The following is a 26191-nucleotide window of genomic DNA, read 5'->3' on the forward strand; positions in this document are numbered from 1 at the left end:
CTTTGCGTGTAGCCTCCTTCTCCAGGTTGGTGGCAGCAGCACTGCTTATAGTGCTGCTGCCATTAGCCGTGCCTGGAGAAGAGGCGCTCGCGCAGGATGGCCCGGATACGTCGCGGCCGATCCTGAAGACGATCACCAATACGGCAGAAGCGCGATGGACGCTGGGTGGGGTCGACAATCAGACGGCTTCCAATGAGATTTCGATCGACGTCAGGGCTCCGGCACCAGAAATTCGCGCCTTTCGCCCGACTCTTAGCAGCGGAATCGAACTGACCTACGGCGCGCCGGTCTGCACTTCTTCTTCGCAAGTCCAGTTCCAAAGCGCGTCATCGGTCGGAAACAATCAGGCAAGCTCGACCAGCAATGCGATCAGCGTGCTGGCAGAGCAGACCCGCGTTTTGAATGCAGGGCAGTTGCTGATTTTCGAAATCAACTCTGCCGAGGGTAACGTCGATCCCGGTGCAATCGACGAGCTCGACGTCGTTATTACGACTTCGAGCGGAGATCGCGAGGTTCTGACCGTCTTCGAAACTGGTCCGAATACGGGGATCTTCTTCGGCCAGATCGATACTGTGCGAATGCCGCCTGCGCCGGTGCAATCCGATTGTCGTCTGAGCCTTGCCGACGGGAACGTGATCGAAATCGCGGCTTCTCTCCCCGGTGACAACACGATCATCGTCAGCACCGATGTCGAAGTGCTGGCCGATCCGTTCGGCGTCGTTTTTGACAGCGAAACGGGCGAGCCAGTCGACGGCGCGCGCGTCACTTTGGTGGATGACCAGACGGGGATTCCCGCAACAGTCTTCGCCGAGGATGGTGTAACCCCTTGGCCGTCAAGTGTAATTTCTGGTCAGGCCATCACCGATGGCGCTGGAAACGTCACTCAGATGGGACCGGGCGAGTTCTGGTTCCCGCTGACATTTCTCGGTCGCTATCGCCTCGTAATCGAGCCGCCCGACCCATACACTGCGCCCTCGGTCGTTTCCGAGGCGGATCTCGCACGCCTGACGCGGCCCGATGGCCGATCATTCGTTATCCGGGAAGGGTCGTTCGGCGGCGTATTTGCCCTCGACGATCCGACACCTGTTCAGATCGACATCCCGCTCGACAGGCCAAGCCCTGAAATCGGCCTCGTCAAGACTGCATCACGCCAACAGGCGCAGCCTGGCGATGTCGTTTTCTATTCGATTACAACGAGAAACGCCGATCCTAGCCGTGCGAAACGCAATGTCGTCCTTACTGACGTCTCATCGCGCGAACTCCGCCTGCGACCGGACAGTGTGCGGGTTGACGGGGTTGAAGCACCAGACGCCGTCTCGATCGCACCTGATGGCAGCACCCTCACGGTGTCGCTCGGTGACATCGCCGGTGGAGCTTCGCGCCGCGTTACCTACGCGATGAATGTTCGCCCCGATGCCCAGCCGGGCCGTGCGTTCAATGACGCTTTCGTCACCGACAGTCTCGGTCGCACGGCGCGTGCTAGCGCTGTCGTAGACATCACTCGAGAGACTATTGCGGACCGTATGACGATCATAGGGCGCGTGACAGAAGGCTCCTGTAATGATCTGTATTTACGCGATAATCCGCGCCGAGGAATCCCCGGTGTCCGGGTGATGCTCGAGGATGGCAGCTACGCCATCACCGATGCCGACGGGCGTTATCATTTCGAAGGTGTCGTGCCTGGAACGCATGTCGTGCAGGTATCGCGCATGACGCTTCCTGAAGGCTCGAAGCTCGTCGACTGCCACCGTGACACCCGCAATGCCGGCAGCGCAAGCTCGCGCTTCGTCATCGGGCAGGGCGGCAGCCTCGTCGTTGCCGATTTTCATGCCATCGTGCCCGACGGCGCGCTCGAGGACGTCGAACAATACGCTGAAACGCGTCCGGAAAGCGCCGTAGCGCTTGAAGAGCTCGTCTCGGCTCACAGCGCGGGCCTCGGCGAGGACACACTCCTTGGAGCGCCGAGAACCGTCTCCGCTTCGGAAAGCGCCCCTGAAACCGCGCTTGCGCCGAACACCGATTGGCTTGCGCTGGGTGACGGGGAAGACGGCTTCCTGTCTCCCACAGTCACCGAAAACCCGCGTGCTCCGGCTATCCGTGTTGCCGTTCGCCATCGTCGCGGCCAGACGATCAGGTTGTTTGTCGATGGAGAGCCGGTCAATCCGCTCGCTTTCGACGGTACGTTGACCCCGCAGCGCGGCCGCTTCGGCGTCAGCACCTGGCGCGGGGTTCCGCTGGTGAACGAACGCACGGTTCTGACCGCCGAAGTCATCAATTCCTTCGGGGAACCCACAAAGACGTTCACCCGCGAGGTGTTCTTCACCACCACGCCGACCAAGGTCGTGCTGGTGCCCGAACTTTCGAAGCTTGTCGCCGATGGGCGTACTCGCCCGGTCGTTGCGATCCGCGTGCTCGACCGCAACAACCGCCCGCTGCGCGAGGGGGTTTCGGGCAATTTCCAGTTGAACGCGCCGTATCAGAGCGCCGAGCAGCTCGACCGGCAGCAGCTGAACCAGCTCACCGGCCTTGGCGCGAGTTCGGCTCGCTGGGTCGTAAAGGGCGATGAAGGCATCGCGCTCATCGAGCTCGCGCCGACCATGGTCAGCGGCTCGCTGCGGCTCGACTTCACTTTCGACGACGGCGAAATCGCGCGTCGGCAGGAGCTCGAGGCGTGGATCGAGCCCGGTGACATCGAATGGACCGTGATCGGTCTTGTCGAAGGTACCGTCGGCGCACGTTCGGTCGCTGACAATATGGAGCGGGCAGGGCGTTTCGACAGCGATCTTGGCGACGATGCGCGCGTCGCGCTGTATGCGAAGGGCCGCGTGCTCGGGAAGTACCTGCTGACCATCGCCTATGACAGCGCCAAGCAGCGCGAAGACCAGCGCGTGCTCGGCACGATCGATCCGCAGGCCTACTACACGGTCTTCGGCGATGGCTCGCTGCGGCGTTTCGACGCTGCGAGCCGCGAAAAGCTCTACGTCCGGGTCGAGACCGCCACGTTCTACGCGCTCTACGGCGATTTCGAGACTGCTTTCGACCAGACCCGGCTGGCCCGCTACAACCGCACTGCGACGGGATTCAAGGGCGAGGCACGCTTCGGACAGGTCAAAGCTCAGGGCTTTGCTGCAGAGATATCGAGCCGACTGCGCCGCGAAGAGATCCAGGGGCAGGGCATCAGCGGCCCCTACCAGCTGGAAAGCCGCCGTATTCTCGCCAACAGCGAGCGCGTCACCATCGAGGTGCGCGACCGCTTCCGTTCGGGACTGATCGTGTCGAGCCGCACGCTGACGCGCTTCATTGATTACGATATCGATCTTCTTTCGGGCACAATTACCTTTGCCGAACCGGTCTTAAGTCGTGACTTTAATCTCAATCCACAATTTATTGTAATTGAATATGAAATTGACGGGTTCGGCGGTGCAGAATTCAACGCCGGTGTGCGCGCCGACTGGACGAGCGGGAATGGCGCCATCCGTATCGGCGCGAGCGCAATCACGGATAAAGGCGAGGGTGCCCGCACCGAAATCGGCGCTCTCGATGTGCGTGCCAAACTTGGCGAAACCACTGAGCTGCGCGGAGAACTCGCTGTAAGCCGTCGCGAGGGCGAAACCGCGACCGGGTGGCTGGTCGAGGCACAGCACCAGGCGGGAGCGCTCGACCTGCTCGCCTATGCCCGCCAGGTGGATGCCGATTACGGTATCGGCCAGCAGAACAACGCCGAGGTCGGTCGCCGCAAATTCGGCATCGACGGCCGGCTCAAGCTGAACGAGCACCTCAGCCTTCTCGGAAGCACCTGGCAGGATGACAGCCTGACCGACGATACACGCCGCCGCGCGGTTCAGACTCAGGTGACGTGGACCCGGCAGGAAATCGACCTCCACCTCGGCATTTCGCACTTCAACGATCGCCTCAGCGACGGGACGACAAATACCTCGACTGTGCTCGAAGGCGGAACCACCCTCCGCATGTTCGAGAACAAGCTCGAGCTTAACTACGCGGCTGCTGTCCCGCTCGACAACGCGGAAAGCATAGACCTGCCCGCCCGCCACCGCTTCGGCGCTCGCTATGCTGTCACCAATGATGTTCGCCTCGTCGGCACCTACGAGATCGCGAATGGCGATCAGGTCGATGCGCGCCAGCTGCGCGCGGGGATCGAGGTCGCTCCGTGGCACGGCGCACGTATCGTCACCACGCTCGGCGAAGAAAGCGTTACCGAACTTGGCAACCGCACCTTCGCCGCCTTCGGCCTTTCGCAAACGCTGCAAGTCACCAAGGAACTGACGATCGACGCGACGGTTGATGGCAACCGCACGATTGGTGGCTCGCCTGATGTCTCGGATATCGTCAATCCCGCCCAGCCTGTGGCGAGCGGCGGCCAGATCACCGGCGCCAACCTGTTCGAGGACTTCAGCGCCTTTACGCTCGGTGCAGCCTGGCGCAAGAATCGCTGGAGCGTCACCGCTCGCGGCGAATACCGCGATGGCGAAGACGCCGATCGCGCAGGTGCGACCTTCGGCGCGATCCGCCAGCTGGGCGAGGGCAGCATCGTTGGTTCGGGCGCGACCTGGACCCGTGCCGAGAACGAGAACGGTGCGAGCACCGAGATTTTCGATGCGAGCCTCGCTTTCGCGCACCGTCCGGCGGCATCCGAAATCGCGATGCTCGGCAAGCTCGAGTATCGCAGCGACCGGGTTGCGGGCGCCGTTGCCGGTCAGGTGGGAGCGGCAGGTCGTACCGCGCTTATCGTCGATGGCGATGCGACTTCGCGCCGTATGGTGGCAAGCTGGTCAACCAACTGGTCGCCGCGCGGCGCCGACATCGACGACTTCGACCTTGCCAGCGAAACACGCCGCGACGAATACACGCTGTTCCTCGGTGGGCGCTACAACTTCGACAAGATCGAGGGCACTGAATTCTCCGGCACGACGCTTCTCGCAGGCGCGGATGCACGCATCGGCATCAGCGACCGTGTCGAAATCGGTGCAAGCGGCACGGTGCGCACCAATCTCGACGATGACGTCACCAGCTTCTCTTACGGCCCGCGTATCGGCTTCGTGCCGGTCGACGGAGTTCTGCTCACCATAGGCTACAACGTCGAAGGTTTCCGCGATGGCGATTTCGCCGAAGCCCGAAACACCGATGAAGGCGTGTTCGCGGCTATTCGCATGAAGTTCGATGCCGACACGTTCGGCTTCCTCGGGCTGGGGAGGCGTTCGCGATGAGCCGCTCCATCCCTCGGAACGTAAACGGGCTGTTTACCATGATGCGTTATGTCAACGCCATGGTCGAATGCGGCATCAATAACACACTTAAACGGCGTATTTTTAGTATTTTAGCAATGACATTTGCTATGATTACTTCGGTCGCGGTCAGCGCGCAGAATGCCGATATCGATTGGGCCGATGCAGGCATTGCCAGCCTGGGTTCGCTCCCATCCGGCACTACGGCTACAGGTTCGGATGGTACAGTGGCCACCATCACCTGGTCCAGCCAGTCGGTTGCGCCCAGCACATTCGAACCAGCGTTCTCACCGACTTTCGTAAGCTATTTCAGCGGCACACTGGGTGGGAATGTTTCGCCGCTCCTGTTGAGCTTCGATAACAGCGCCTATGATCCAAATGATCGCGTGGTCGTGACGATCACACTCAGCCGAGCAGTAAGGAATCTCCAGTTTTCGCTAAGTGATATTGACACGGGCAACTTCCGCGACGCGGTCGAGGTCCGTTACGATGACGATCTCACAGGCTCGTTTTCAAATGCCCGTGCAAACTCCGCCTTCTGGACTGCCGGTTCAGCTGTGCAGGAGGCGAATGATGGCACGGTAGATGGCTGGATTGGCATCGCCAATGCGTCGAATGCTCAGACGACAGGGAACGTCAATTTCGATTTCGGCAACACGCCAGTGCAGCGAATCCAGATTACCTATTTCAGCAATACACTTGCTGGCGGAGGTGATCCCGGAACGCAGTTTTCCACCATCTCCGATCTGCAATTCCTGCAGAGAAGTGCCGACCTATCGCTTTCGAAACAACTGCTCGGCTCACCACCGCGCGAAGGAGAATTCGCGACCTGGCAACTTACCGTGACGAACGACGCTGCGTCGGAAACGACTGCGAACGGAATTGTTGTGCGCGACACTTTTCCAGCAAGCTTCGCGTTCGACAACGCATCGGGTGACGGCAGCTTCGATCCCGCATCCGGTGACTGGACCGTCGGCACTCTTGCGCCCGGCGCGAGCGCAACGATCAATATTGCCGGGACGATTTCTGCGGTGGCCGGTAGCACTGTGACCAACAGCGCTGAGGTGATCGCCAGCAGCGCGCCCGATCCGGATTCGAGCGTAAACAATGGGAATTCGCTCGAAGACGACTTTGCGAGTTCCAGTTTTACGGTCGCCTCCGATCCACCGGGCATACCGCCGACATTAACTTGTCCGGCAGGCGTTAGCGTCTTCGATTGGGATGCGGTGAATTGGCCGGGTGGAAGCCTCAGCAACTCTTACCCGCTAGCCAGCTTTGGCACCATCGCCTTCGACATCGTCACTAACGGCAATTTCGTTTCAAGGGCGAGTTTCGGCGGCGACGTTCCACGATTAACAAATGCGGTGTCTGGAGGGCTGAACCCTGCGGAACTCGCTCTAGCCTACAACCAGAATAACGACACCCGAGATCAGGAAGCAGTGACGACCGTTACGCTGCCCCAAGCTTTCACCGGTGTGCAATTCTCCGTCTTCGACATCGATCGCTCAGGAACATTCCAAGACCGTATCACTGCGTATGGTCTGTTGAACGGCGTACGCGTAAATGCCGTATTGACCTCGGGTTCGGCGAACACTGTGAGCGGTCCGTCCTTGATTGGCATCTCCGGAGCCGGAGACACCACCGCAAATGGAACTGGGGTGATCACATTCCTCGATCCTATCGACACGATCGTGATCGAGTATGGCAATGGTCCCGATGCTCCTGCCAATCCGAGCAATCAGAGTATTGCCATCCACGATATCAGCCTGTGCTCACCGGCTTTGCCAAGTATCTCGGTCACTAAGGTAAGTTCAATCATCGCTGACCCGGTCAGCGGAGCGAGCAACCCGAAAGCCATTCCTGGTGCAACTGTCCAGTATCTGATTACCATTTCGAACACCGGTTCAGGCGCAGCGGACGCAGACAGCGTTGTAGTGAGGGACGATGGCCCGGCCGATGCGAAGTTGTGCCTACTCGGACGAAGCGGCGGTCCAGTGATCTTCGGTGACCCCGGAAGCAATTCCGGCCTTAGCTACTCCTTTACAAATCTCGCCTCGACTACCGATGACGTTGAGTTTTCGAATGATGGCGGAGGAACTTTCTCCTATGTGCCCAGCGCGGATGGCGATGGATGCGATAGCGCGATTACCGATTTCCGCGTGCGCCCGGGGGGAGCGTTCTCAGCTGGCGGCACCTTCACGCTCACGGTGCGCTACATCGTCAATTAGGCGGCGAGGGGTGCCCTCGGCGTGGTGTTCCGGTGGGTTCATCACCACCAAACGTCCAAACCGGTTTCCAGCCTGTATACTGTCGCGTCGTTGCGTCCATTGGCGAATGGATGACGACTGCCTGTTCTGGCGAGTTGATCACGACTTCACTAGAATAGCCTAAAATTCAACAGAATTTCAGATGCTTGAAACATATTTCTCGACTTAATGTTAGATGTTTTGATGCCGTAACCGTTGCAGGAGATGGAAGGATGCAGCCAAGGGGCTTCCCGCGAGCAGCCAGCGCCGGTCGAAATCTAGCCCGGACGAATACGCAATGGACAGCTGCGACTTTCAGTGAAGATCTGCATGCCGCGCCGGCATTGCGCAACGTGAACCAATTCGCCGGTTCTGAGCACCAGCCCAGGTCTGCGAATCGGGTGGATCGCACGGAATTCCACGACCCAAGTATGAAAAGTTCCGCAATAAACATATCAGCCGGCTCGCCGGACATTCGCACGTGTTCACCCAAAATTAAGACACGAGGTCAGCGCGATTTCGCCGTTCGGTTGGCCTGTGACTACTGACGTCAACATTTACGAAAGGTCCACATTTCTTATCATTTTAACCATTCCACTCAACTCAAACCCATGACCTTCACGGCTATACCCAAGGCGTGATTGGTGCACCCAGCACCCACGCAAAACGGATTGAAGCCATGAAGTCATTGTCTATCAGCACAGCGACCTTTGCAGTTGCCATTTCGCTCGCCAGTACGGCGCATGCGAAAGAGGCTGCGCCGCACGTCGTGAGTGAGGCAAACGAGAACGCGCAGACCATCGCGTTCGAGAACGTGCTGGAAATGCCCGGCATCGTGAACGAGCCTGCCAAGGCCGCCACGATCGAGCCGGCCTTCTCGCAGGCGCTCACAGCAGACGCGTATGCATTGGAGCCGACCGAAGGGCTGCTTACGCTTCCTGCTCCGGTTACGGCACCCGCCGACTTTGCGTCGAGCGACCGTGTCGTGACGGCTCGCAGTGTTAGCGCACATTATGGCGATATCGACGCGTTCTATGGCGACATCGTTGCCTTCTATGGCGACATCGATGCGTTCTGGGGCGACATCAACCCGTTCTACGGCGACATCGATGCGTTTTATGGCGATATAAGCCCGTTCTACGGTGACATTGATGCGTTCTGGGGCGACATCGACGCTTTCTATGGCGACATCGTTGCTTTCGACCAGACGAAGCTCGCCGCGATCGGCGCCTTCTGGAACACCAACAGCCAGCTGATCGGCTCGATCAACAACAGCTGGGAGATCGAACAGGGCAAGAGCCAGCTTCTCGCTGATTACGCCAGCGTCGCCGTCAACCTTCAGGTCCTGACCAGCAACGCGATTGCCGAGTATGGTGCAGCGGGTTTCTCGCAGGTGAAGGCGGACGAAGTCTTCGCCCGTCACGGTATCAACCTGCTGAATGCACAGTCGCTCGGCAACCTTACCGATGCGGAGCGCGCTGCGTTCTTCCTGGATTGGCATGACACTGTCATGAGTTATGCCGGTATCGATCACGTCGATCACTGGATGGGCACGATCAACTGGACGCCCTCGATCACGCAGATCCAGGGCGAAGGCAAGCAAACCGTGATCGGCATTGTCGACGGCAGCTTTGCTTCCGACGCCGACCTTGGCAATAACGTTGTTTACGCAGGTGGCGGCACGACGACCGTTGGTGGCCACGGTGTTGGCGTTGCAAGCCTCATTGCAGGTGCACACGACGGTAACGGTGTCATGGGCATCGCGCCGAAGGTCAAGATTGCGACCTACAACCCGTTCGATGCGACCAACACAGCTACGTGGGACAGCGTCCGCCAGGGCGTGCAGCGTCTCATCTACAAGTATGTCGGTGGAAACGAGACCGGCTATGCCAGCATCATCAACCTTTCGCTCGGCCAGAGCGGCTGGGCGCTGTCGCAAGGCATGGTAGACGTGCTCGACACGCCTAGCATATCGGCGTGGCACAAGGAGACGATCTACGTGATCGCCGCGGGTAACGACGGTGTCACACAGACGGCGGATCTCGATTGGGATTTCACCAAGAACGCCAACATCATCCTGGTCGGCTCGGTCGATCCCAACGGACAGATTTCGAGCTTCTCGAACCGTCCGGGCAACGCGTGCCTGCTGGACAATGGTGTTTGCCACGCAGGTAACGAGCTCTACAACCGCTTCGTTGTCGCGCCGGGCTCGCTGATCCTCGTTTCCGACGGACAGGGTGGCACGACCCGCATGTCGGGTACGTCGTTCTCGGCACCGTTGGTGTCGGGTGCGGTTGGCCTCCTCCACGATCGTTGGCCCTGGCTGGTGCGTCACCAGTCGGAAACGGCGGAGATCATCTTCCGCTCTGCCAAGGATTTGGGTGCGCCTGGTGTGGATCCGGTTTACGGTCACGGCCTGCTCGATGTGGCTGCTTCGCAGTCGCCGCTCGATTTCAACGCGCTGCAGTTCTATCTCTATAGCAACACTGCAAGTCAGCAGGTTGTTTCGGCTACAGAATTGCTGAATGGCGGTGTTCCGGCCTGGTGGGAAACCAATGGGGTGTACTTCACCGCTTTCGAGAATATCGGCGGCACCTATCGCGACTTCACTATCCCGATGTCGACGCTCCAGTACGGTACCTCCTCCAACGTTCTCGGCCATGGCTGGCAGCGGATGCAGGACTTTGTCTCGGATCGCTTTGCCAACTGGCTGCTTTCGAACGGCGCTGACAGCGATGGCGACGGCACGCTTGGCGTCTCGCAGATCCGTTCGAACACGGGTGAGACCAGAGGGCAGTGGACGATGCGCTATGATGCGATCGCTCCGCGCTTCACGCAGGACGGCGCGATGCGTCCGGTGCATAACGCCGCCACGCTGACCACGCCGAACGGGCAGATGTCGTTCACGCTGGGTCACGGCCAGGGCGCGCTGGCGCTTTCGGGCGGCGAGTTCGGGATCATGAGCGATCACGATTATGCCACCGGCGGCGTGAACCCGGTCCTGGGCTTTGCTTCGGGTGAAGTGTTCGCAGGGGCTTCCTACAAGCTGGCAGACGCCACCACGCTGAGCTTCGGCTACAGCAAGGACCGCGAGGACTACGAAGATCTCGAAGGCGCCTCCGAACTCGATCGCACGATCCAGCGCCAGCTGGGTGCGCGCGAAGCCGAAGCCATCACCGTCGGTCTCGAACAGCAGGTTGCCAAGGGCTTTACCCTCGGTGCCCAGTGGACCCGCCTCGATGAGAAGGATGCGATCCTCGGCTCGCAAACCGGCGTCGATGCACTGCTCGGCAACGGTTCGGTGACCGACGCTGTCACGCTCACCGCCTCGCTCGACATGGGCGATGGCCTCTCGTTCGACCTGTCGGCCACCGGCGGTGCGACCGATGTGGCAGGCGGCCAGCTGCTCGCAACCTCGACCCGCGCGCTGAGCACCGCGGGCCAGTTCTCGGTGAACAAGCGCGGGGTGATGGGTGAGAAGGACGTGCTTCGCGTCTCTGTCGGCCAGCCGCTCAATATCGAGCGCGGCGAGCTGGAACTTACCAGCGAGCAGGTGGTCGACCGTGTCACCGGCGAGCGCGGCCTCGTGACCCAGACCATCGGGATCACGACCAAGCGCCGCAACACCGCAGAGATCGTCTACGCGACCCCGGTCACCGAGACGAGCGAGTTCGGACTTGTCACACGCTACATCTCAAGCGGCACCGAAGGCGATGACGAAAGCTTCATGATCGGCGCCAACTTCGGACTGCGGTTCTAAGAGCCAATTGGGATCAATCGGCAGGCTCTTAAGCGGCCTTCCAGAAAGAATAAGGAAAGCAGGGGACTAAATATGATCAAGGGAGCAATCAAAGCACTTGCACCCGTCGCAGCAATCCCGCTCCTCGCGGTAGCTGCACCTGCAACGGCAAATGTCGAAATGCCGGTCGATGCTTACCAATCCAACATCGCCAAGGCGAAAACGCTGATGGTCCAGAATCCGACCGCAGCCCTGGACCTGGCCCGAGGCGCCCGGCACTTCATCGAGGGCGAAACGATGCCTGAGCTGAAAGATCGCCTGATCGCCAACTGGCTCGAAGGAGAAGCGCTGATGCGCCTCAACCGGCCTGACGAGGCTGCCAAGGTCATTCGCCCGGCGCTCGTCGAAGCGGAGAAGTCCTGGTCGGGCGACAAGGTCTATGCCGATCTCCTGCGCTCGGCGGCTTCGCTCGAAGGCCGCGCTGGAAATTCGGATGACGCACTCGATTACTTCCTGCGCGCCCAGGAACGCTACGAGAAGCTCGGCGACACACGCAGCCAGGCGATCGTCCTGCAGAATATCGGTTCGCTCTATTCACGTGCCGGTGACTTCGAGCAGGTCCTCAAGTATTATCGCAAGGCTGCCGAGGTGTTTACCGACGATGCGATCCTCTCGCTCTCGGCACACAACAACATCGGCAATGCGCTGCGCGGCCTGGGTCGTTACGCCGAAGCCGAAGCGGAATTCATCAGGGCGCTCGAAATCGCCCGGAAGATGAAGAGCCCGATCCTCGAGGCACGCATCCTCACCAACCTTGCATCGGCACTCCATCTGCAGGGTGACGGGGACGAGGCCGAGACGATTGCGGTCAAGGCGCTCGGCCTTGCCAAAGAGCATGCCGAGGGGTGGAAGCCGTTCGTTTACGGTGTGCTGGCCCAGATCGAACTGGGACGCGGCAACATCGACAAAGCCGACGATTACATCAGCCTCACCTTCGCCGACCAGCGAATCGAAGCGACGACCACGCTGTTCCGCGACTTTCATGGTGCGGCTGCCAAGATATTCGCCGAGAAGGGCAAGAGCGATCTAGCGGCCAAGCATTCTGCGGCACTGGATCGCCTCGAGAGCCAGACAAAGAAGATCAAGAACGAGAGCTGAGCCAACGCACGAAGGATTGGACCCGATCCTATCGGCGCTCAGGAATGGAGCGGTCTGCGAGAGCGACCGCTCCTTTTTTGTTTCAAATCGGATTCATGAAGCCGAGGTCGCTTGTGGCGAAACGGCCGATATTGGGCGCGATCGTCGGAAGTTCGCTGTTCGAGACACCGAACCAGCGCGCGAGTGTCGCCGAGTATTCATCGACCGAAATGTCCGGCAGCAACCGCCCGCGGCCTACCTGATCGGCCGTATCGACCGAGACGTGCGGAGCTCGGCCATAGAAGCGCCCACCGGCAACATCTCCGCCCATGACGAAATGGTAGCTGCCCCAGCCATGGTCCGAACCATCGCCATTCGAGGCAAGCGTGCGCCCGAAATCGGACGCGGTAAAGGTCGTGACCTTATCGGCGATCCCCATCTCGACCGTCGCCCGGTAGAATGCGTCGAGCGCAGCATCGACTCCGCCGAGCAGCGCTTCGTGCGTTCCGATCAGCCCGTCGTGGTTGTCGAACCCGCCGGTCGCGACGAGGAAGACCTGCCGCGTTACGCCGAGAGACTGCCGCGCGGAGATGAGCCGGGCGACGGCCTGCAATTGCGCAGCCAGCCCGTTGCCTTCGGGGAAGGTCGTGCCGAGATTGGCATTCTCGAGCGCGTTGTTGACGAAGGTGCCGTATTCGATCGAGCGCGCGTTGGTGGTGGCGTGATCTGCGGCAAAGACATTGCCCGACCCGCTGCGCAGGATCGTATCGAGCGCGCTCGCAGCTTCGCTCGAACCGTAAAGGCGGTTGCGGCGCAGGGGCCGGAACAGGGTCGCCCCGTTGGGGGAGACCTGGTACGGCACGGCGGTCTCGCCGCTCAGGAAAACAGCGTTGCCCGAGGCGTTGATGGCCGTAAACATCGAGTTGGTGTTGGACGAAAGGGCAAGGTCGCCCATTCTTCCGCCCCAACCGCTTGGCGACCCTTCCGGCTGCGAACTCTGCCAGGTCGATTGCTGGTCATTGTGCGAAAACAGCTTGGCCGGGCGAGGAACGCTGCCGTTGTCATATTGCGCGCGGGTAAGCGGGGCGAGCAGCGGACCGACATTGAGCACCGGCGCCATCGCTCCCTGATCGTACAATGATTTCAGCCGCGGCATCGTTGGAGCCAATGCCAGCGTCATATCGTCGGTCAGCGTCTGACCCTGCGGTGCCTGCAGAACGGTGTTTGCGAGCGAAGCGCGGGGCAGGGCAATGCCGCCGCCAGCCTCGCCATTTCCGCCGCGGATAGCCGAATAGCGGGCATAATTGGTCGCATCGAACGGGATGAGAGTATTGCCGTGGTCATTGCCGCCATAAAGGAAAACGCAAACCAGCGCCTTGTAATCGCCGCCGGTCGAGAATGCGGCAGCTTCCCCGATCCCGGCCAGGCCGAGCGCGTAGGATGAGGCTGCTCCCATTGCCGCGAGTTGGCTGGAGCGCCGGATGAAGGCGCGGCGAGAAATTTCGAGATCTTTTCCGATGAACATCGTGCTGCGCCCCTATTTCTGGACCAGGTAGTCGGTCGAAGACATGATCAACGCCACGCCGATATGGACGCGGCGCAGCTTGTCTTCCTGGCTGCTCGAGGCCGTGACATTGACCGACTGCATCGCGGACAGGATCGTGTCGCGGGTCGTCTGGCCGAGTTGGTTGGCGGTGAGGATCAGGTCGAGACGGTCGAGCAATGCTGGCGCATCGTCGGCAAGTGCGATCTCGGCCGTGTAGTCGAGCTCGAGGTCGTCGAGGTACCAGACGCTGGTGTCGACCGCGCGCTCCACGAAGTTCACATAGCCTGCAACCGAGGTTTCGTTGACGAGTTGAAACTCGGGCGCGACGAGGCCTCTGTCCGCCGTCTGTGTTCCGGACGGGATGTAGCCCGGCCTGAAGAAGTTGAAGACCGATGGCGACCTGAGGGGCGATTGACCGAGATAGGTGGCGGGATCCGAGAGGTTGCGAATTTCCCAGTTTCCACTGGACGAGCTTGCGCCGAACGTGCGCCCCAGCTGGATGAAGCGCAGCATCGGCTCGCGCAGCTTGCCGAACTCGGGATTGGATGCGTTGGCGGGATCTAGTGCCTCGTCATCCAGCAAAATCGCCTTGAACACGGCGCCGAGATCACCGCGCTGGCCACGGCCATTGTTTGCGAATACCGACGCGACGCGTTGGACGTAGGTCGGCGAGGGATTGCTGGTCACCAGCCGCTGGATCATCTGCTTGGCAAAGAACGGTCCAACATTGGGATGATCGGTCAGGTGGTCGAGAGCCATTTTCAGGCTGTCTGCAGCGTTCGTGCCCGCAGGTATGGTCAGGCCAAGAAAGCTCTTTTCATCGTCCGAATGGAATCCGGTTGAGCGTGGGAAACGCCAGCGTGACGGGTCAGCAGTCATCGGATTTCGAGCGTAGGCGGCATCGGGAATCTGCCGGGTGCTGCCGATCTCGGTCGTAAAGCCAATCCCGGTATAGTCGTAATCATAGCCGGTGAAGACCTTCGCGATGCCGGTTACATCGTTATTGTCATAAGTTTCGATCGGATTACCGCCCGAAAGCCGGCGAGTGCCGTCTGGATTGAGCTCGAACAGACCGATCGAAAACAGCTGCATGATCTCGCGGCCATAATTCTCGTCCGGGACCCGGCCGGTGTTTGGATCGGCCTTGCGATTGCCGCGCGTATTGAGGAAGACGCCCATTGCCGGGTTGAGCGTGATCTCTTCGATAAGGGTGCGATAGCTGCCGAACGCATTGCGGTTGAGGATATCCCAGTATTCGCCGATCGCGGGGCTGCGCCACGTAAGGTTTATGCTGTTGAGCGAGACGACGAAGAACTCGGACAAGGCCAACGCGAACCGTTTGCGCAGGCTGTTCCCTTCAGTGAGCAGTTGGGACCAGATCATATAGTCGCCCGTGCGCGAGCTGTTGTAGTGGCGATTTGTGTCGACCTGGTCATAACCGCGGCTCGCAAAGAACTGGCGAGCGCTCTGGCTGTTGCTTGCGCTCATTTGCCGGTCGAGCCAGGGCTCGTAACCCTCGTTGCGAAGTTGCGATATTGCGCCGGTGCTGGCGGCAAACGAAGCTTGGAGGAGGAACCGGGCTGCCGCTGCGTCATCGGCAGGCTTGACGACTACCGGGGTTGGCGAGGGGGCCGGTGTGCCGCCTCCGCCAGTGGGAGGTGCGCCGCCGCTGCCTCCACCGCCGCCGCACGCAGCGGTCGCGACCGCAAGCGCGCTGACGCCGACCGCGCGAGCGGCGATGGCGGAGCCTTCATCGGATGAAGATGGCTTCACATGGGCCGATGACTTCTCGAATTCGCCCCTGTCGGGCTTGCTGCCTGCAAGCTCGCTACGGCGCTTTTGGGCGGCGCCCGTATCACTGAATGTCACTCGCGCGACCCCTTTTCGCTTTGCGTCCCGTCAGAGCGCAAAGGTTCCCGAAAAGGCTGAACGAAGGATAGAAGGTCATGGTGAATAACCCCGAGATCCTTCGTGAATCCCGCCGAGACCCCGTCTTTGCTCCCGGGGCCCGACGTTAAGTCATTCGTTCGATCGCGCGCGTTCAAAGCGGCAATCCGACTCGGTTTGGCGACGAACCGAGAAGTAAGCGGGAGTTAGCTTTGCTCGCCGCAGGGCGCGGCCCGGACTTGCCAGCGCGCGATGACCGCTTAAACAAGGCGCAATGGCCAAAGGGACCCATGATTTCGCGCCCGATCCGCGCAACGAAAGCATTCTGATCAGTGTGAATGGAAAGCTGGTGCCTCGCGCAGAAGCAAGCGTGTCCGTTTTCGACAGCGGCTTCATGCTCGGCGACGGTGTTTGGGAGGGATTGCGGCTGCATCGCGGCAAGTTTGCATTTCTCGAGGCACACCTCGATCGCCTGTACGAAGGCGCAAAAGCGATTGCGATGGATATCGGATTGACGCGAGAGGAACTGATGAGGCGTCTCGATCAGACGATCGACGGCAATTCCATGCGCGATGAGGAGGGCGTGCATATCCGGGTGATGGTGACGCGCGGCATTCGCTCGACCCCGTATCAAGATCCGCGTGTCGTGATTTCCTCCGCAACCATTGTCATAATCCCGGAATACAAGACGCCGCTTCCTTCGACGATCGAAACAGGGATACGCCTGTTCACCGTGCATGTGCGGCGCGGCGATCCTGCGGTGCAGGACCAGAAGCTCAATTCGCATTCCAAGCTCAACTGCATCACCGCCTGCATTCAGGCGACCGAAGCAGGTGCGGACGAAGCACTGATGCTCGACCCGCACGGTTTTGTCGCAACCTGCAATTCGACGCATTTCTTCATCGTGAGAAAGGGAGAGGTGTGGACTTCGAGCGGCGATTATTGCCTGGGCGGGATTACCCGCTCGAATGTGATCCGGGTCTGCCGTGAGGCTGGCATCCCGGTGTTCGAGAAGAATTTCTCGCTCACCGATGTGTATGGTGCTGAGGAGGCGTTTGTGACTGGCACCTTCGCCGGTGTAGTGCCAGTCACTGAAGTCGATGGGCGGCACCTGACGGACGGCCGTGGGCCGATGGTCGAGCGCCTGCAGGGGCTTTATCGCAACCTCATGGACCGGGACGTTTCGTGACCATTCGCATCGCCATGTGGTCCGGGCCGCGAAACATCTCGACTGCGATGATGCGCAGCTTCGGCGCGCGGTCCGATTGTGCTGTGGCTGACGAGCCATTTTACGGCGCGTTTCTCAAGGAAAGCGGCGAGCCGCACCCGCTGGCGGCGGAAACGATTGCCGACATGGACTGCGATTGGCAGAGCGTTACACGCACGCACTCCGGCGAGGCACCGGGCGGAAAGCCGGTCTGGTATCAAAAGCACATGCCGCATCACATGATCGGCCCGGTAGACATACGCGACTTTCCCGAGCACCGGCACGCCTTCCTGATCCGCGCGCCCGAGCGGGTGGTCGCCAGTTATCGCAACAAGAATGAATTGCGCACGGCGGAGATGCTCGGCTTTGCTAAGCTGCGCGAGTATTTCGAGTTAGAGGCGGAACGGACGGGCATTGCGCCGCCGGTCGTCGATTCCGACGACATTCTCGCCGACCCTGCTGGGGTGCTCGCCCGGCTGTGCAAGGCCATCGGAATCGCATGGGACCCTGCCATGCTCGCGTGGAAAAAAGGGCCGCATTCCGAGGACGGCATCTGGGGCACCCACTGGTATGACAAGGTCAACGCCTCGACCGGGTTCGGGCCCGCGCCGGGGCCGCTGCCCGAACTCGGCGGAGTATATGCCGATGTCGCAGAGCAATGCCGAGCGGATTACGAGGCTTTGAAGGCTCACGCGATCTAGGGTCAACGCATACGAATTTGCGCCGGACGAGGCTTGTTGACGCGGTGACCTTACGCTCTATGCCGGAATCCATGGCATTCAGCTCCGTCCTCGGTCCACCGCCTGCCTTGCAAACGCTGATCGATCGGGGACCGGTGGCGCTGTTCCTCGACTTCGATGGAACGCTTGTGGAACTTGCCTCCGGTCCTGACGGCATCGAACCGCGAGCCGATTTGAACGAGCGCCTCTCTTCGCTTTCAAGTCGCCTCGAAGGTCGTTGCGCAGTCGTGAGCGGACGAGGTCTTTCGGATATAGAAAAGCATATCGGGCCGCTTTCCGTTGCCGGGGCCGGTTCGCACGGTTCCGATATGCGGCTCGGAGATGGTACACCCTTGGGCGAAGGGGCTCAGAGCCTGCCTGGCGAGATAGAGAGGCGACTCAGGTCCTATGCCGATGAAAATTCGCTGGATTACGAGGAAAAGCCCCATGGCGGCGCGCTCCACTACAGATCGAACCCCGATGCTGGCCCCGAAGCGCACGCTTTCGCTCAAGAACTGGCCGGGCAGCATGGGTGGGCTGCACAAAGCGGGAAATGTGTTGTCGAGATAGTAGAAAAGTCCGCAAACAAGGGCGCCGCCGTGCATGCATTCATGCAGGAAGCGCCGTTTGCGGGCGCGCGCCCTTTCTTCATCGGTGACGACCTGACCGATGAAGCAGGCTTTGCCGCCTGCGAACAATTCGGCGGAGCCGGAATAATCGTCGGGGAACGCGCCGAGACACGTGCGCATTTCCTCTTGGAAAACGTCACCGCAGTGCACGAATGGCTGGATTTATGAGCGATACGCCGACGCCCAATCTTGAACTCTGGCCGATCGGCAATTGCCAGGTGTCCGGGCTGATCGACCAGGAGGGTGCACTGGTTTGGGGTTGCGTCCCAAGGGTCGATGGCGATCCGGTTTTCTCCTCGCTCCTTAATGGCGATCAGCGCGATGCGGGCATCTGGCGGTTCGAGCTGGAGGGACAGAGTTACGCGAAGCAGGAATATATCCGCAACACGCCGCACCTCGTCACAACTCTCGAGGCGAACGACGGGAGTGCCGTCGAGATACTCGATTTTTGTCCGCGCTACGAACGATCGGGCCGCATGTATCGTCCGGTCGCTTATGTCCGGATCGTCAGGCCCATCGCTGGCAATCCGCGCGTCCGCGTCGTGCTCAAGCCGACTAAGAATTACGGTGCGAGCCTCGCCGAGACGACCAACGGCACCAATCACGTGCGATATCTCGTCGGTCCGCAGGCGCTGCGCCTCTCGACCGATGCGCCGGTCGGCTACGTGCTGGAAGGGCGCACTTTCCGGATCGAGGAAGACACGCACTTCTTCCTTGGTCCGGACGAGCCTTTCGTCGGCAATGTCCGCGAGGAACTGCGCGCAATGGAGCAGCGCAGCCGTAGATATTGGCAGCAATGGGTGAGGGGTCTGCACATCCCTTTCGAATGGCAGGACGAGGTGATCCGCTGCGCCATTACGCTGAAGCTCTGCCAGCACGAAGAAACCGGCGCGATAGTCGCCGCGCTCACCACCTCGATCCCCGAGGCCGCGAATTCGGAGCGCAATTGGGATTACCGCTACTGCTGGATCCGCGATTCCTATTACACAATTCAGGCGCTGAACCGGCTTGGCGCGCTCGATGTGATGGAGAAATATCTCAAATATCTCCGCAATATCGTAGACAGCGCACGGGGCGGGCAGATTCAGCCTCTCTACTCGGTGATGGGGGAAAGCGAGCTCGACGAAACGACCGCGAGCTACCTCGCAGGCTATCGCGGCATGGGTCCGGTGCGGCGCGGCAATGCCGCGTACAAGCAAATCCAACACGATTGCTATGGTCAGATCGTGCTGCCGAGCGTGCAGAGTTTTTTCGACAAGCGCCTTTTACGCCCGGCCGACGATCGCGATTTCGAAAGCCTTGAGCAGGTCGGAAGAATGGCCTGGGCGATGCATGACCAGCCCGATGCGGGGCTTTGGGAGTTCAGAACCCGCGAGGAGGTTCACACTTATTCGGCTGTCATGAGTTGGGCGGCCTGTGATCGCTTGGCCACCACTGCGACGCATCTTGGTAAAGAAGACCGCGCAAAGGTCTGGCGCGAACGGGCCGACAGCATTCGCGACAAGATTGAAGCGGAGGCCTGGAAAGAAAACGGCGCCAATGACCTTGGGGCAGGCCATTACGGCGCGAGCTTCGAGAGCGACTATCTCGATGCGAGCCTTCTGCAGATGGTCGAACTGCGCTTTCTTTCGCCCGAGAACGAGCGTTTCAAGCAAACCTTCGCCGCCGTCGAAAAGCACCTGCGGCGCGGCGACCACATGCTGCGCTACGCTGCGGAAGACGATTTTGGAGCGCCCGAAACGGCCTTTAACGTTTGCACCTTCTGGCTGATCGAGGCGCTGCATCTCGCCGGACGCGATGACGAGGCGCGAACACTTTTTGAAACGATGTTAAGCCACACAACGGGGTCGGGACTGTTGTCTGAGGATCTCGATTATGAAACCGGTGAGCTTTGGGGGAACTTCCCGCAGACATACTCGCTGGTAGGAGTGATCAACTGCGCAGGTCTGCTGTCCAAGTTGTGGAGTGACGTGCGATGAGCCGACTTGTGGTCATTTCCAACCGCGTTGCCGTGCCAAAGGCGCGAGGGGTTGCCGGTGCGCAAGGCGGATTGGCAGGTGCGCTAAACGCCGCGCTCAAGGATTATGGCGGGCTCTGGTTTGGATGGTCGGGGCAGGAAAGCGAAGACCGCACCGGCAATATGAACCTCCAGCGCCATGACGGTGTGACAACGGCGACGATCGATCTCTCCACCCGCGACGTCGACGAATATTACAACGGCTATGCCAATTCGACGCTATGGCCGCTGTTCCACTACCGCATCGACCTTGCCGAATTCGAGAACGAGACCGGCAGAGGCTACGAGCGCGTGAACGATCGGTTTGCCGATAGCGTTATGCCTTTGATCGAAGAAGATGACCTCGTGTGGGTGCACGACTATCATCTCATCCCGCTCGGCAACCGGTTGCGCGAGAAGGGTGCGAAAAACCGGATTGGATTCTTTCTCCATATCCCGTGGCCACCGACGCGCCTTCTTACATCGCTGCCGTTCCATGAGCGGCTCGTGGAAACCTTGCTGGATTACAACCTGATCGGATTTCAGACCGAAGAGTGGCTCGGCAGCTTCTTTCACTATTGCGAGAATGAGCTCGGCGCAGAAGTGGACAAGGACAGCGGGAAGATCACGCACAAGGGCAACACGACCGTTGCGCGTGCCTATCCGATCGGGATCGACTGGGAGCATTTTCAGGCGCAGGGCGACACAGGCGAAGCGCGCCAGGCATGCCAAAGGTTGCTGGCCTCGACACGCCACCGGACGGCGATGATCGGCGTCGACCGGCTCGACTATTCCAAGGGCCTGCCAGAAAGGATCGACGGTATCGGTCGCTTCTTCGATCAAAATCCCGATCGTACTCGCGACCTAGTCTTCATCCAGATCGCTCCGCCGAGCCGCGAGGATGTCGAGAGCTACCAGAAAATTCGCAACGTGCTCGAGCAGAAGACGGGGCAGATCAACGGCGCGCGCTCAGAGGTCGACATCGTCCCGATCCGTTATGTGAACCGCGGCTACAGCCATGCCGAGCTTTTCGGATTCTTCCGCGCGTCGAAAATCGGGCTGGTTACTCCTTTGCGCGACGGGATGAACCTGGTCGCGAAGGAGTATGTCGCAGCGCAGGAGCCCGACGATCCGGGCGTGCTGATCCTGTCCGAATTCGCGGGTGCTGCGCATCAACTGGATTGCGACGGGAAGGGTGCAGTGCTCGTCAACCCGCACAGCCCCGATGCGCTGGCCCGTGCGATCCAGTCGGCGCTCGACATGCCGGTGGAAGAACGCAAGCAGCGCTACGAAAACATGATCGTGACGATCCGTGACGACAATGTGCAGGCCTGGACGAAGCAGTTCTGCGGCGACCTCGCCAACGTATAGCTGCTAGATGATCCGGCGCGCCATTGCTTCGGATTGACGCAGAAAGCCGCTGTCGCGTGCAAGCCTGTCCCGCAAATCGATATGCGATTGACCGCGCTTGGCGAGCGTACGCGCGATCTTGTCCACCAGCGCTCTAGGCGTGAAAGGTTTGCGGATATAGTCTTGCGCCCCGGCGTAGATCGCCCGGTTTTCATCTTCTGCACCGCTCATCGCCGTGAACATGATGACCGGCAGGTCGTAAAATTCAGACGAGCCGCGCAGTTTGCGCAGCAGGTTTACGCCGGTGATACCGGGCATATCCTGATCGAGCAGGAGCAGGTCCGGGCGCCGGTTCTTCATCAACGCCCACGCGTCTTCACCGCTCGTCACCCAGCCGCTGGCATGGCCCGCATCTATAAGGACCTCGCTCGCCATTTCGGCTATCAGCTCGTCATCGTCGGCGATGAGGATGAAGGCCATGATTCTACTTCCCGTTGCTATCCTCGGTTGAACTCGCGCTGACTTGGTTACCGGCTTCGTTACCAAACCGATCCTTGATCGGCCCTCGGGTAGAATACTTAGGTCGGTGCGCCAGCCAGCGGGCGTTGTGCGGCCGGTTCTGCGCTGCCATTGTCGCGCGCGATGATTCGAGAGCCCGATACCAGCCCCTTCCTCGGCACAAAGGCGATCCACAACCTGCGCGACTATGGCGGCTATGCAGTCGGTGGCGGTGGACGGGTGAAAACCGGCCTGCTTTTTCGTTCGGGCCACCACGCCGATGCGAGCGAGGATGATCTCGCGACTGTTTCGAGCCTCAATCTGCGACATGTCATCGATTTGCGCGGAAACAGCGAGCGCGCGAAACACTCATGCAGGAGAGCGGACGATTTTGACGCTGAGGTGCTCTACTACGACGGCGAAACGGCCGGCCTCTCGCTCGCGCCGCACGAGGAGGCAGCGAGCGGGGGTGTGGATGCGAACGAGGCACACCGCGCCATGGTCGAGCTATACGGTCGGCTGCCCGATCGCGAGGGGTTGAACTGGGTGCTGCGGCGATTTTTCGAAGCGCTCGCGAGCGGCGAGGGTGCCAGTCTCGTTCATTGTGCGGCGGGTAAGGATCGCACAGGGATCGCAGTCGATCTGCTCCATCATCTGCTCGGAGTCCATCCCGACGATGCGATGCATGATTACCTTCTCACCAATCACTCGCCGCGTAACGAAGAACGGATCGCGCACGGCATGGCACTGATGGATGGCAAATACGGCGCGAAGGATGAGGCTGCATTGCGTGTGCTAATGGGTGTGGACGCCGCATTTCTCGAAGCGGCCCGGAGATCTGTTAAAGAGCGCTTCGGATCGACCGATATGTATCTCGAACAGCACTTGGGCGTCGATGCTGCAAAGCGCGAGGCGATCAAAGCCCAGCTTGTGGATGCGTAAGACAATCCTTGTGCGCGCGAATTGAAGCGCGGCATCGAAGCGCCTAAGTCGATGGGCGCAATCAACAGGAATATGAAGACATGGCTACCCATCGCACCAAGATGCTCATCATCGGCTCCGGCCCGGCTGGATATTCCGCCGCGATTTACGCGGCTCGAGCCATGCTCGAGCCCATCGTGGTGCAGGGCCTCCAGCCTGGCGGACAACTGACGATCACCACTGATGTCGAGAACTACCCCGGCTTTGCAGAGGTTATCCAGGGGCCATGGCTGATGGAGCAGATGCAAAAGCAGGCCGAGCATGTCGGTACGCGCATGATGTGGGACACGATCGTCTCGGTCGATCTGGAAGGCGGACCTCCATTCCGCGCGATCGGCGATAGCGGCGATGAATATATCGGCGATACCTTGGTGATCTGCACCGGCGCACAGGCGAAATGGTTGGGCGTTCCGGGCGAACAGGAGCTGGGCGGCAAGGGTGTTTCTGCCTGCGCGACCTGCGATGGCTTTTTTTATCGTGGCAAGAAGGTCGCGGTGATCGGCGGCGGCAACACTGCGGTCGAAGAGGCGCTGTACCTGACCAACCACTCCGACGACGTGACTCTGATCCACCGCCGCGACGAACTGCGCGCGGAAAAGATCCTGCAGGAGCGTTTGCTCAAGAACCCGAAAATCTCGACGCTCTGGAACAAGACAGTCGAGAGCTTCGAGGCTGGGGAGGATGGCTCGCTCGACCATCTCGTGCTGAAGGATACACAGACCGGAGAGAGCTCAACGCTGAAGGCGGACGGAGCATTCGTTGCAATCGGACATGCGCCGGCAACCGAACTCTTCAAAGGCAAGCTGCCGATGGATGATGGCGGCTACCTGCTGACCGAACCCGGCACTCCGAAGACGAGCATTCCGGGCGTATTTGCGGCTGGCGACGTGACAGATCATGTTTACCGCCAGGCGGTGACCGCTGCGGGCATGGGCTGCATGGCCGCGCTCGATGGAGAGCGCTTCCTCGCGACGCTGGAAGAAGCGCGCGAAATGGAAGCGCAGGCGGCGGAATAATCCGCCGCCCGTTCGCCGCCTTACAGGTGAATGTCATAGACGAAAATCGCTGCGTGGAAGATCAGCGCGATCAGCACCAGGCTTGACAGCGCGAACAGGACAAAGCGCACCATCACCCGGTTCGCGGTCGCCTGAACGAGGCTGTGCGCGACCCTCAGGCCGACATAGATCCACGCAAGAAACGCGTTCATTCCGCCGCCCTGATCGAGCACTGCGAGTGTAATTGCCACTGCGTAGAAAACAGTCGGCTGCTCGTGCAGATGGTTGTAGTTGTCCGCCTTCCAATTGACTTTTTCGGGCAGCTTGTTGCGCAGTTCCGATCCGGTTGTGCCGACCAGTTGCATCGGCGCGGCGATATCAGGCGATTTGCTCATGGCGGGGATGCGGGTTGCATACATCCACGCCCACATCACCATCGTCCAGATCATCAGTGCGACGGTCGGCTGGAGAATGTCGGTTCCGTTCATCGGCATGTCTCGTATCTCCTCAGTATATCGCGGTCGGATCGGCGAAGGCGGTCGCCATAAGTGCACGGATTGCAAGGACGATCAGCACCAGTGACGATGCCAGGAACAGCAGGAAGCGCACCGGCACCTTGTTTGCGAGGATTTGCCATAGTGAGTGAATGATCCTCATTCCGGCATACAGCCACGCCAGCATGATATCGAAACCGGTCGGACCTACGATCGCTAGCATGACGACCACTGCGTAGAAGAGCGTCGGTTGCTCATGCAGGTGGGTATGGTTGTGTGCTGGCCAGTTTGCCTTGTCCGGTATCACCCCTTCCAGATCATTGCCGCGCAAACCTTGCTTCTTCGGAAGGACTGACTTGTCTTCCACTTTGGCGATGGCACCGAAGCGCGCCGGAATGATCCAGAGCAACACGATGAGCGTCCAGACCACCAAAACGGCGGCGGGCGCGAGCATTTGCGCTTGCATGAAAGCGATCCCCTCTCTTCTCTTCGCGTGCTTTCCTGCGAGAGCGAGAGAGCATTGTCAAATGCAACCGATTATCCGGCGATTGTCTCTGCAAATCTCGCTGGGTCGGCGTTTCCTCCGGTGATCATTATGACCGTATCTTTATCGATCGGGGCCTTGCCGGCGAGCGCTGCTGCGAGAGCCGCCGCACCCCCTGGTTCGACTACCATGCGAAGGTTCGCATAGGCCCAGCGCTGCGCATTGCGCACCTCTTCGTCGGTTACGGTCACGCCCGGCTCGGCGCGGCCTGCGAGCAAATCGAGATTGAGCTGCTTGGTCACAGTTGGTTGCAGCGCGTCGCAAATCGTTTTGGGCGGGTTGTCGGAAGCGTGGACCAATTCTCCCCTCGCAAGCGCTTGCCCGACCATGTCCCAGCCTTCGGGTTCAACCACGTTGATCGCTGCTGAAGGACAGGCAAGCGATAGACCGACTGCGAGCCCGCCTCCACCGCAGCACGTGATGATGCGCGATGGCTCGCGGCCCAGCTGGTGCGCAGCCTCGAGACCTGCTGTGCCCTGGCCTTCCATCACCCAAGGATCACCAAATGCGTGCACCAAGGTTCCGCCCTGCTCTTCGATGATCTTCGCCGCCACAGCGTCGCGGTCCTCGCCCGGTCGCCTGTACAGGACCACTTCGGCACCCAGTGCGCGGGTGTTGTCGAGTTTCACCCTGGGCGCATCGCGCGGCATCACGATAGTTGCCTTCAGCCCAAGTTGCTTGGCCGCGAATGCGACGCCCTGCGCATGGTTGCCGCTGGAGACGGCGACCGCATGATCGCCTTCGAGATTGTTCAGCCGCCACCACGCGCCCCTGATCTTGAATGCACCGATCGGCTGGAGGTTCTCGCACTTCACATGAACAAGCACTCCGCGGATCTCGGTCGGCAACAGCGGCGTCGGGGGCAGGGGGATGTCGCCCAGGCTTTCCAGAGCTGCGATGACACCCTCACGGGTCGGCTTTCTCGTTGCGTCATGGATCATTTGTCCGCCTTAACGCATTGCACTAGAGGCAGCGCAAGA

Annotated in this window: 17 protein-coding genes; 11 read left to right on the forward strand and 6 right to left on the reverse strand. The window is 60.3% G+C overall.

From position 1 onward, the window contains the following. Positions 1-2: 2 nt before the first annotated feature. The 4 genes from FIU90_RS08535 to FIU90_RS08550 all read left to right on the forward strand — a co-directional run bounded on the left by FIU90_RS08535 (position 3) and on the right by FIU90_RS08550 (position 12386). Entirely contained in the window at positions 3-5225 is a 5223-nt protein-coding gene (locus tag FIU90_RS08535) for a hypothetical protein (RefSeq protein WP_234029463.1), read from the forward strand. Continuing rightward, a complete protein-coding gene (locus tag FIU90_RS08540; protein ID WP_234029464.1) occupies positions 5222-7471 on the forward strand; it encodes a DUF11 domain-containing protein in 2250 nt (749 codons plus the stop codon). The genes FIU90_RS08535 and FIU90_RS08540 overlap by 4 nt, the downstream gene beginning before the upstream one ends. Before the next feature lie 697 nt (positions 7472-8168). Beyond that, a complete protein-coding gene (locus FIU90_RS08545; protein ID WP_152434359.1) occupies positions 8169-11249 on the forward strand; it encodes a S8 family serine peptidase in 3081 nt (1026 codons plus the stop codon). A 72-nt stretch (positions 11250-11321) separates the two neighbouring features. Continuing rightward, positions 11322-12386 (forward strand): tetratricopeptide repeat protein, encoded by a 1065-nt coding sequence (locus FIU90_RS08550; RefSeq protein ID WP_152434360.1) that lies wholly within the window; start codon positions 11322-11324, stop codon positions 12384-12386. Between the two features lie 82 nt (positions 12387-12468). On the opposite strand, the gene FIU90_RS08555 is transcribed toward FIU90_RS08550, so the two are convergent. Both FIU90_RS08555 and FIU90_RS08560 read right to left on the reverse strand, forming a co-directional pair. Then, the gene (locus FIU90_RS08555) at positions 12469-13890 is read right to left on the reverse strand and encodes a DUF1501 domain-containing protein (RefSeq protein WP_152434361.1); all 1422 of its coding nucleotides are present in this window, start codon (positions 13888-13890) and stop codon (positions 12469-12471) included. Between the two features lie 12 nt (positions 13891-13902). Beyond that, the gene (locus FIU90_RS08560) at positions 13903-15780 is read right to left on the reverse strand and encodes a DUF1800 family protein (RefSeq protein WP_152434362.1); all 1878 of its coding nucleotides are present in this window, start codon (positions 15778-15780) and stop codon (positions 13903-13905) included. A gap of 292 nt (positions 15781-16072) precedes the next feature. On the opposite strand from FIU90_RS08560, the gene FIU90_RS08565 reads away from it, so the two are divergent. The 5 genes from FIU90_RS08565 to FIU90_RS08585 all read left to right on the forward strand — a co-directional run bounded on the left by FIU90_RS08565 (position 16073) and on the right by FIU90_RS08585 (position 21720). Beyond that, positions 16073-16987 carry an aminotransferase class IV gene (locus FIU90_RS08565; RefSeq protein ID WP_152434363.1) on the forward strand — a complete coding sequence of 305 codons (915 nt, stop codon included), beginning with the start codon at positions 16073-16075 and terminating at the stop codon, positions 16985-16987. Next, on the forward strand, positions 16984-17706 hold the full coding sequence (locus FIU90_RS08570; RefSeq protein WP_234029465.1) for a sulfotransferase: 723 nt from the start codon (positions 16984-16986) through the stop codon (positions 17704-17706). Before FIU90_RS08565 ends, FIU90_RS08570 begins: the two co-directional genes overlap by 4 nt. A gap of 71 nt (positions 17707-17777) precedes the next feature. Next, positions 17778-18521, forward strand: coding sequence for a trehalose-phosphatase (otsB, locus tag FIU90_RS08575; protein ID WP_172970223.1), 744 nt, complete (start codon positions 17778-17780; stop codon positions 18519-18521). Next, a complete protein-coding gene (locus FIU90_RS08580; protein ID WP_152434365.1) occupies positions 18518-20332 on the forward strand; it encodes a glycoside hydrolase family 15 protein in 1815 nt (604 codons plus the stop codon). The genes otsB and FIU90_RS08580 overlap by 4 nt, the downstream gene beginning before the upstream one ends. Then, complete coding sequence (locus FIU90_RS08585) at positions 20329-21720, forward strand: trehalose-6-phosphate synthase (RefSeq protein WP_152434366.1); 1392 nt, start codon at positions 20329-20331, stop codon at positions 21718-21720. The genes FIU90_RS08580 and FIU90_RS08585 overlap by 4 nt, the downstream gene beginning before the upstream one ends. Before the next feature lie 3 nt (positions 21721-21723). Here the strand turns inward: FIU90_RS08585 and FIU90_RS08590 are convergent, their stop codons facing one another. Then, positions 21724-22179 carry a response regulator gene (locus FIU90_RS08590; RefSeq protein WP_152434367.1) on the reverse strand — a complete coding sequence of 152 codons (456 nt, stop codon included), beginning with the start codon at positions 22177-22179 and terminating at the stop codon, positions 21724-21726. A gap of 162 nt (positions 22180-22341) precedes the next feature. Here FIU90_RS08590 and FIU90_RS08595 point away from each other — a divergent pair, with 162 nt between their 5' ends. Both FIU90_RS08595 and trxB read left to right on the forward strand, forming a co-directional pair. Continuing rightward, entirely contained in the window at positions 22342-23139 is a 798-nt protein-coding gene (locus FIU90_RS08595; protein WP_152434368.1) for a tyrosine-protein phosphatase, read from the forward strand. Between the two features lie 80 nt (positions 23140-23219). Continuing rightward, complete coding sequence (gene trxB / locus FIU90_RS08600) at positions 23220-24194, forward strand: thioredoxin-disulfide reductase (RefSeq protein WP_152434369.1); 975 nt, start codon at positions 23220-23222, stop codon at positions 24192-24194. Between the two features lie 20 nt (positions 24195-24214). Here trxB and FIU90_RS08605 read toward each other — a convergent pair whose 3' ends face one another. From FIU90_RS08605 to FIU90_RS08615, 3 genes are all read right to left on the reverse strand, one after another. After that, on the reverse strand, positions 24215-24661 hold the full coding sequence (locus FIU90_RS08605; RefSeq protein WP_152435773.1) for an MAPEG family protein: 447 nt from the start codon (positions 24659-24661) through the stop codon (positions 24215-24217). Positions 24662-24680: 19 nt separating this feature from the next. Further along, complete coding sequence (locus FIU90_RS08610) at positions 24681-25133, reverse strand: MAPEG family protein (RefSeq protein ID WP_152434370.1); 453 nt, start codon at positions 25131-25133, stop codon at positions 24681-24683. Positions 25134-25204: 71 nt separating this feature from the next. Next, entirely contained in the window at positions 25205-26152 is a 948-nt protein-coding gene (locus FIU90_RS08615; RefSeq protein WP_152434371.1) for a threonine/serine dehydratase, read from the reverse strand. Positions 26153-26191: the final 39 nt, after the last annotated feature.

Origin of the sequence: Erythrobacter sp. THAF29 (assembly GCF_009363635.1) — a bacterium.
Taxonomy (GTDB): domain Bacteria; phylum Pseudomonadota; class Alphaproteobacteria; order Sphingomonadales; family Sphingomonadaceae; genus Erythrobacter.

Coding starts and splice junctions, on each gene's coding strand:
- FIU90_RS08540 (WP_234029464.1), top strand. CDS start 5,222: ATGAGCCGCTCCATCCCTCGGAACGTAAACGGGCTGTTTACCATGATG.
- FIU90_RS08545 (WP_152434359.1), top strand. CDS start 8,169: ATGAAGTCATTGTCTATCAGCACAGCGACCTTTGCAGTTGCCATTTCG.
- FIU90_RS08550 (WP_152434360.1), top strand. CDS start 11,322: ATGATCAAGGGAGCAATCAAAGCACTTGCACCCGTCGCAGCAATCCCG.
- FIU90_RS08555 (WP_152434361.1), bottom strand. CDS start 13,890: ATGTTCATCGGAAAAGATCTCGAAATTTCTCGCCGCGCCTTCATCCGG.
- FIU90_RS08565 (WP_152434363.1), top strand. CDS start 16,073: ATGGCCAAAGGGACCCATGATTTCGCGCCCGATCCGCGCAACGAAAGC.
- otsB (WP_172970223.1), top strand. CDS start 17,778: ATGGCATTCAGCTCCGTCCTCGGTCCACCGCCTGCCTTGCAAACGCTG.
- FIU90_RS08580 (WP_152434365.1), top strand. CDS start 18,518: ATGAGCGATACGCCGACGCCCAATCTTGAACTCTGGCCGATCGGCAAT.
- FIU90_RS08585 (WP_152434366.1), top strand. CDS start 20,329: ATGAGCCGACTTGTGGTCATTTCCAACCGCGTTGCCGTGCCAAAGGCG.
- FIU90_RS08590 (WP_152434367.1), bottom strand. CDS start 22,179: ATGGCCTTCATCCTCATCGCCGACGATGACGAGCTGATAGCCGAAATG.
- FIU90_RS08595 (WP_152434368.1), top strand. CDS start 22,342: ATGATTCGAGAGCCCGATACCAGCCCCTTCCTCGGCACAAAGGCGATC.
- trxB (WP_152434369.1), top strand. CDS start 23,220: ATGGCTACCCATCGCACCAAGATGCTCATCATCGGCTCCGGCCCGGCT.
- FIU90_RS08605 (WP_152435773.1), bottom strand. CDS start 24,661: ATGAACGGAACCGACATTCTCCAGCCGACCGTCGCACTGATGATCTGG.
- FIU90_RS08610 (WP_152434370.1), bottom strand. CDS start 25,133: ATGCAAGCGCAAATGCTCGCGCCCGCCGCCGTTTTGGTGGTCTGGACG.
- FIU90_RS08615 (WP_152434371.1), bottom strand. CDS start 26,152: ATGATCCATGACGCAACGAGAAAGCCGACCCGTGAGGGTGTCATCGCA.